This window comes from Flavobacteriales bacterium, assembly GCA_021296215.1.
In the GTDB taxonomy this organism is placed as follows: Bacteria; Bacteroidota; Bacteroidia; order Flavobacteriales; family ECT2AJA-044; genus ECT2AJA-044.
On sequence record JAGWBA010000093.1, the window covers coordinates 1 to 6,991 of the forward strand.

A 6,991-nucleotide genomic window follows, 5' to 3' on the forward strand; every position below is an offset into this window, starting at 1 on the left:
TCTTGTAAGCCGGCTTTCGATATTTCTTGCTTTTTCATATCACTAAGTTAAGTGACACACTTTTCTGAACAGACTCGTCTGCCTTGATGAAAATTACATTGATAGAGATCTCCATGCCAAAATCGAGTCAATGATTTTAGAGAACTTAAAGCTCTTAAATGGCTTTCAGAGATATTTGACCAAGCGAAAAAACAACTAGCTTAGGACGAAAGCCTTGATCAACCTTTCAACCAACCAACCATCCAACTATCCAACCATGACCTACCACTCCCCTCCCTTCCTCCGACCCGGCGATACCATCGGCATCATATCTACTGCGCGGAAGCTGACGCCTAAAGAGATCGAGCCAGCGATCGAGGTGATCGAGGCGTGGGGATTCAATATTAAAAAAGGTCCGCACCTGCACAAGGAGTATCACCAGTTCAGTGGTACGGATCAGGAACGAGCCGCGGATATGCAGATGATGCTGGAGGACCCAACGGTAAAGGCGATCTATTGCGCACGAGGTGGATACGGTAGCGTTCGCATCATCGACCACGTGCGCTGGGAAGTATTGAATGAGCACCCGAAATGGATCCTCGGCTACTCCGATGTAACGGCCCTGCACAACCATTTACACACCAACCTCGGTATCCGCTCGATCCACGCGCCCATGCCCCTTGGATTCGCAGAGAACACACGAGCCTGCCTCGAAGATGTGCGGAGTACGCTGGTGGGTGAACTGAAAACGATCATGGCCGACCGGCACTCCTTCAATAGAGAGGGAAAAGCGGTGGGCGCCCTCACGGGCGGAAACATATCCGTACTCTACTCTCAACGCGGCACCCCGGCGGATATCGATGTGCGGGGGAAGATCCTTTTTATAGAAGACCTCGACGAATACTTATACCACATCGACCGCATGATGATGAATTTTAGCAGAGCCGGCTGGTTCGACGTTATCGCCGGACTCATCGTGGGTGGGCTAACCGACATGAACGACAACACCGTCCCCTTTGGCAAACAAGCCATTGAGATAGTAAGAGAACACGTGTCGGGCCGACCCTTTCCGGTGGCCTTCGGTTTCCCGGCCGGACACGTAGAAGACAATCGACCGCTGATCTTTGGAGCAGAAGTAGAATTGAACGTCACGAGCGGGGGAAGTTTCGTAACTTATTCGGCATGACACACGAGCAAGACTTCGGTAAATGGGGTGAGGACAAGGCCGAGAACTTTTTAAGTCGGTTAGGTTACCGCATCCTCGAACGCAATTGGCGCGGTGCCGAAGGCGAGATCGACATATTGGCGCAGCACGATGAGGAGATCGTGGTGGTTGAAGTGAAAACGCGGGCCGAGCCGGTCGACGGCGACGAGTACATCCGCGATGCACAAGCACATCGCCTGCTCGACGCCGCAGAGGCCTGGATGGAAATGCGAGATAAAGAAGCCGAATTGCGGTGCGATTTGATCTTGGTCATCGGCAATAGCGACAACTACCGCATCAAGCACATTGAGGATGCCTGGAGGGGCGGCCCCAATGAGCTGTGAAAATTCTATTTTTGCGCCTTAACTCCGATCGTTCATGAGCAAGCGCTACACCATAACTTCCGCACTTCCCTATGCCAACGGACCTGTTCACCTTGGTCACTTGGCCGGCGTGTATGTTCCGGCCGACATCTTTAGGCGTTATCTCCGCATGAAGGGCGAGGATGTGATCCACATTTGCGGATCCGACGAACACGGTGTAGCTATCACCTTACGCGCCAAGAAAGACGGCATTAGTCCTCAAGAAGTGGTCGATCGCTACCACAACATGATTAAAAAGTCCTTCGAGGATTTCGGTATCGACTTCGACCATTATTCGCGCACCTCATCGAAACTCCATGCAGAAACAGCTCGGTCTTTCTTCAAGGAGATGGATGAAGACGGCGAATTCATCGTGCAAGAATCGGAGCAGTATTTCGACGAGTCGGAGCAGCAGTTCTTGGCCGATCGCTACATCATGGGCACATGCCCGAATTGCGGGTACGACGAAGCCTATGGTGATCAGTGTGAAAACTGCGGAACGAGTTTGAGTCCGGACGATCTAAAGAATCCAAAGTCGCGCTTATCGGGCAACGCTCCGGTCAAAAAGACCACGAAACACTGGTATTTGCCACTCAATAAGTATCAAGAAACTTTTTTGAATCAGTGGATCGAAACCAAGAAAGGCATTTGGCGACCCAATGTATACGGACAGTGTAAGAGCTGGCTCGACCAGGGGTTGGCCCCCCGAGCCATCACGCGCGATTTGGATTGGGGCGTTCCGGTTCCCGCCGTAGGCGGAGAAGGAAAAGTACTGTACGTGTGGTTCGACGCCCCGATAGGGTACATTTCGTCGACGAAGGAATATTTTGCGGAGCAAGGGACTCCGGAGGAATGGAAAGATTACTGGCAAGATGAGGATGCGGAGCTGATCCACTTCATCGGCAAGGACAACATCGTATTTCACTGCATTATTTTTCCGGCCATTTTGAAGGCGCACGGAGGCTATGTGCTACCGACGCAAGTGCCGTCGAACGAGTTTTTGAACCTCGAGGGCAGCAAGATCTCGACTTCACGGAATTGGGCGGTTTGGTTACACGAGTATTTGTTAGACTTCCCCGACAAGCAAGATGTGCTCCGGTATGCCTTAACCGCGAATGCGCCCGAAGCCAAGGACAACGATTTTACCTGGAAAGATTTTCAAGCGCGGAACAACAGCGAGCTGGTGGCCATTTTCGGAAATTTCGTGAATCGCGTCGTGGTGTTGACCAACAAATACTACGACGGAAACCTACCGCCGTGCGAACTGAGCGACCTTACGGACGAAGACAATGAGATGGTGAAGTACCTGATTGAGCGACCGGAAGTGATCGCTGCATCGCTCGACAAATATCGATTCCGCGAAGCCTTGGGCGAAATGATGAATTTGGCGCGCGCCGGAAACAAATACCTCGCCGATCAGGAGCCGTGGAAGCTCATCAAGTCGGACGAAAAACGGACCGAAGTTATGATGCACATCGCCCTTCAAGTGGCCGGGGCCTTGGCCGTGGTGGCCGAGCCATTTTTGCCTCATACCGCTTCAAAGCTGCGTAACATGCTCAATATGGGCGATGTGAAATGGGGCGATGTGAAGGCGCACCCCATGTTGCCTAAGGGGCATAAGATCGGAAAGGCTGAATTGCTTTTCGAGAAGATCGAAGACGATGCCATTCAGGCCCAGATCGACAAGTTACAAGCGACCAAAGAAGCGAACGACGCAGAAAAGAGCGACATCATGCCGCAAAAAGACGATATTGCCTTTGACGATTTTACGAAGTTGGACCTGCGCGTAGTGCTGGTACTGGAAGCCGAGCGGGTACCCAAGACCGACAAATTACTCAAGCTGCTTGTCGACACAGGAGTTGACAAACGGACGGTGGTTTCGGGTATCGCGGAGTTTTTTACTCCGGAAGACCTCATTGGCAAATCGGTAGTAATGGTCTTGAACTTAGCCCCACGCAAAATTCGCGGGGTGGAATCGCAAGGCATGGTACTCATGGCGGAGAATTCAGAGGGGCAACTGGTGGCCATCGGCCCGCAGGGCCCGGCAACTCCGGGAAGCATCGTAAGTTAAAAGCATATGAAAAAGATCGTTTTCTTTTTGGCGACAATGATCGCCTTGGGTGTTCAGGGGCAGGATTCGAGCGGCGACTACGAACCGCAGCACTTTCTTGTTTTAGGAACCGGTTGGGGTTGGGCGCAAAGCGATTTGGCCGATAATTCGAATAGCGATGATCGCGGAAACGAAGCGCGGAGCGGATACAACGGCGAGCTGCTCTACGGCTATTATCCGCATCAAAACTTCGGGGTCGACGTGCGCGTGGGAGTAGGTTACTTCACAGCCGAATTCGACACGAACTTCCGGGGCCTCGAATTCGAAGATTTTGAAAACATCCCGGGACTGGAGGGTATTTCGATCATGCTGGACGAATCGAACTTTCAGACTTTTTATTTTTCATTGGGGCCTACGGCCCGATTGCCACTGGAGCCCTTTGATATTCACCTCGGTGTGCAAGGCGGTATGCTTTCCTTTACCGAACCGACACTGCAAGGGTCGGGGTTTGTTTTTGGCGAGGTGTTCGGATTCCCCTACACCGTCCCTTACGAAACATACAACGAACCAAAGCAGATCACTGCCTTTACCTATGGGGGTAATCTCGCTTTCGTTTTCACTATACAGGATTTCCTGACAGTTCGAGCTGAAACCAGCTATTATTTGGCCAATATGAACTACGAGGAATCGGTAACGGTGAAAATTACGAATCCTCCCATTCCGTTGCCTCAAGACACTTTTGAGAGTTCTATCGGGCGCAACCTTTCGGCCGGAATGCTTCAGTTTCGTTTAGGCGTCGGAGTACGCCTTTAATCCATTCCGACTGCAGCTCTAACGCGGGCTAGTGTAGCACTTGCAACGGCACGTGCCTTCTCCGCCCCGACCGTCAACTGGCGATCCAGCTCAGCCTTGTCGGCCATGAGTTCCTCGTAATTGCAACGCGGCTCTTCGAACCGAGTCACCAAGGCCTCATATAAGGCCTGCTTCGCGTGTCCATAACCGTATCCACCCGCGCGGTAATTAACCTCCATTTCGGCTATCTGATCCTGAGAAGCCACCAGCTTGTACAAAGCGACCACGTTGCAGGTATCCGGATCTTTGGGTTCTTCGAGTGGCGTGCTATCCGTAACGATACCCATGACCTGCTTCCGTAGTTTCTTATCGGTTTGGAACAGGTTGATGTAGTTGTTGTAGCTCTTGCTCATCTTTTGCCCATCGGTACCCGGCACCACCATCACCTCTTTGCTGATCTTGGCTTCGGGTAAAACAAGCGTATCGCCGTATTGGTGATTGAAACTCCCCGCCATATCGCGCGCCATTTCGAGGTGCTGCTGTTGATCTTTACCTACCGGAACAAATTCGGCATCGTACAACAAAATATCGGCGGCCATGAGCACCGGATAGGTGAACAAGCCTGCATTGACTTCGCTCAAGCGACTCGATTTATCCTTGAACGAGTGCGCATTTTGCAACATCGGAAAGGGGGTCCAACAGTTCAAATACCACATCAACTCGGTTACTTCCGGCACATCGCTTTGGCGGTAAAAGGTATTGCGGCTTGTATCGTAGCCAAAAGCCAGGTAGGCCGCAGCTACGGAATACGTATTTTCCCGAACGAGTTCAGCATCGCGGATCGCCGTGAGCGAGTGCATGTTGGCAATGAACAAGAAGGTGTCGTTCCCCGCTTGTTTTGACAATTGTACGGCCGGCTCAATGGAACCGAGGATGTTTCCAAGGTGCGGCACACCGGTCGCTTGAACGCCTGTTAAGATTCTGGCCATGGTTCCGATTTAGGCAGGTAAAAATAGTAAACTAAATTTGCGGCGTGAACCTATTACGCACCCTTTGGCGAATTTGGTACTACATCGTGATCGGTGTGGTCATTTTTGCCCTGTTTCCGGTTATAATCGTTTTGGCCCTGCGGGCCGATTGGCACCGCCATTTCTTTTGGTGGGCCCGCGTTTGGGGGAAGATCGTCGTCACTTTGATGGGCTTCCGAATCCAAAAGATAAGGGAGCAAAAGATCGACTGGACCGGCCCGTATATCATCATCGCCAACCACACCTCGGAGATCGATATCATGGCCACTTTGGCCATCGCCAAGGGCCGTTGGCTCTTTATCGGAAAGAAAGAGCTAGCGAAGTTTCCTGTTTTCGGCTTCTTTTATAAAAAAACCAACATACTGGTCGACCGCTCGAGCCCGCGCTCACGGCGCGATGTGTATCGCCGTGCCGGAGAGAAGATCAAAGAGGGATTCGGGGTTTGTATATACCCCGAAGGCGGAATACCCGATCCCGAATGGCGCTTGGGGCCTTTTAAACCCGGGGCGTTTCGACTGGCCATAGAGGCTCAAATTCCGATCATTCCCATTACCTTTGTAGACAACAAACGTCGATTCCCGAACGAGTGGCCGGGAGGTGGTCCCGGCACATTGAGGTGTGTGGTGCATAAACCGATACCTACGGTCGGACTCACGGAAAGCGACGCTCCCCGGATTAGGCAGGAAGCCTATGAGGTGATGGACAAAACATTGGAATCGTATGGCATCGAAGGAAGATCACAAAATCAGTAAGGAGGAAATTCTTCACTTGGCCCACTTGGCCCGGCTCGATCTCGACGAAAAGGCCGTTGACAAGATGATGCAGGATATGGATAAGATCCTCGCGTTCGTGGACAAATTAAACGAGCTCGATGTCGAAGGCGTTGAACCTTTGAAGTACATGAACAACGACACCAACGTCCTGCGCAAAGACGAGGTTCGCCCTACCATCTCACAAACCGATGCCCTGAAGAACGCCCCTCAAAAGGACACCGATTACATCAAGGTGCCGAAGGTGCTGAAACGAAGTTCTTAGTTTTGAGTTCTTAGTTAGTTCTTGGCCTTCGGAAAATGGTTCTTGGACTTTGGCCCATAGCCCAATGCTCACTAATAACCCAACACTAACACCAAAGGTCTAGTTAATGAGGTATCAGTTGCGCTGCGCACTATAGGTGGTATAAGTAAAGGTAAATTTCGCTTTGCAAAGGAAATTCGTGGCGTTGCCGCGAGTGAATTCCTTTCGGAGTCTATGGCCTTTTACTCGCTTGCAGAGCGAATAGACTTCTGCACAGCAGAAATTAACTCGTGCCCGAACGAATTTTTACACGGCCTTACCCTGATCGCGCAGAGCGCGACCTGATGCGCAGCACCTGATTTTGGCAAAGCCAAAACCTGATCTGAAAGACCTGATGCGGACCAGCTGAATTTTAGTACTGAGCTTTATATCCAGAACTTGAACATTAGGTTAAATTACTGTACTTTGAAGGCTTCCCCGTTTTGAGACCGTTCTAAACTATCAAATTCGATTCAATTTGTTGTACAGATTTACTCTGTTTGTATGACCAAGGACTCATTCC

Annotated in this window: 7 protein-coding genes; 6 read left to right on the plus strand and 1 reads right to left on the minus strand. The window is 51.2% G+C overall.

Features of this window, described 5'->3' with window-relative positions; genetic code table 11:
* Window positions 1-256 precede the first annotated feature (256 nt).
* From J4F31_11500 to J4F31_11515, 4 genes are read left to right on the plus strand one after another with little or no spacing between them, the layout of a single operon-like run.
* A complete protein-coding gene (locus J4F31_11500; GenBank protein ID MCE2497181.1) occupies window positions 257-1,165 on the plus strand; it encodes an LD-carboxypeptidase in 909 nt (302 codons plus the stop codon).
* Window positions 1,162-1,527, plus strand: a complete 366-nt coding sequence (locus J4F31_11505) for a YraN family protein (protein ID MCE2497182.1) — start codon at window positions 1,162-1,164, stop codon at window positions 1,525-1,527. Before J4F31_11500 ends, J4F31_11505 begins: the two co-directional genes overlap by 4 nt.
* Window positions 1,528-1,561: 34 nt before the next feature.
* Complete coding sequence (metG, locus tag J4F31_11510; protein MCE2497183.1) at window positions 1,562-3,616, plus strand: methionine--tRNA ligase; 2,055 nt, start codon at window positions 1,562-1,564, stop codon at window positions 3,614-3,616.
* 6 nt (window positions 3,617-3,622) lie between these two features.
* Window positions 3,623-4,408 (plus strand): hypothetical protein, encoded by a 786-nt coding sequence (locus tag J4F31_11515; protein MCE2497184.1) that lies wholly within the window; start codon window positions 3,623-3,625, stop codon window positions 4,406-4,408.
* On the opposite strand, the gene trpS is transcribed toward J4F31_11515, so the two are convergent.
* Window positions 4,405-5,376, minus strand: coding sequence for a tryptophan--tRNA ligase (gene trpS / locus J4F31_11520; protein MCE2497185.1), 972 nt, complete (start codon window positions 5,374-5,376; stop codon window positions 4,405-4,407). The two genes, J4F31_11515 and trpS, sit on opposite strands and share 4 nt — an antisense overlap.
* A 44-nt stretch (window positions 5,377-5,420) precedes the next feature.
* Here trpS and J4F31_11525 point away from each other — a divergent pair, with 44 nt between their 5' ends.
* Window positions 5,421-6,167: a 1-acyl-sn-glycerol-3-phosphate acyltransferase gene (locus J4F31_11525; protein ID MCE2497186.1), complete on the plus strand. Its 747-nt coding sequence runs from the start codon at window positions 5,421-5,423 to the stop codon at window positions 6,165-6,167.
* The gene (gene gatC / locus J4F31_11530) at window positions 6,136-6,450 is read left to right on the plus strand and encodes an Asp-tRNA(Asn)/Glu-tRNA(Gln) amidotransferase subunit GatC (GenBank protein MCE2497187.1); all 315 of its coding nucleotides are present in this window, start codon (window positions 6,136-6,138) and stop codon (window positions 6,448-6,450) included. The genes J4F31_11525 and gatC overlap by 32 nt, the downstream gene beginning before the upstream one ends.
* The last annotated feature ends 541 nt before the right edge of the window (window positions 6,451-6,991 follow it).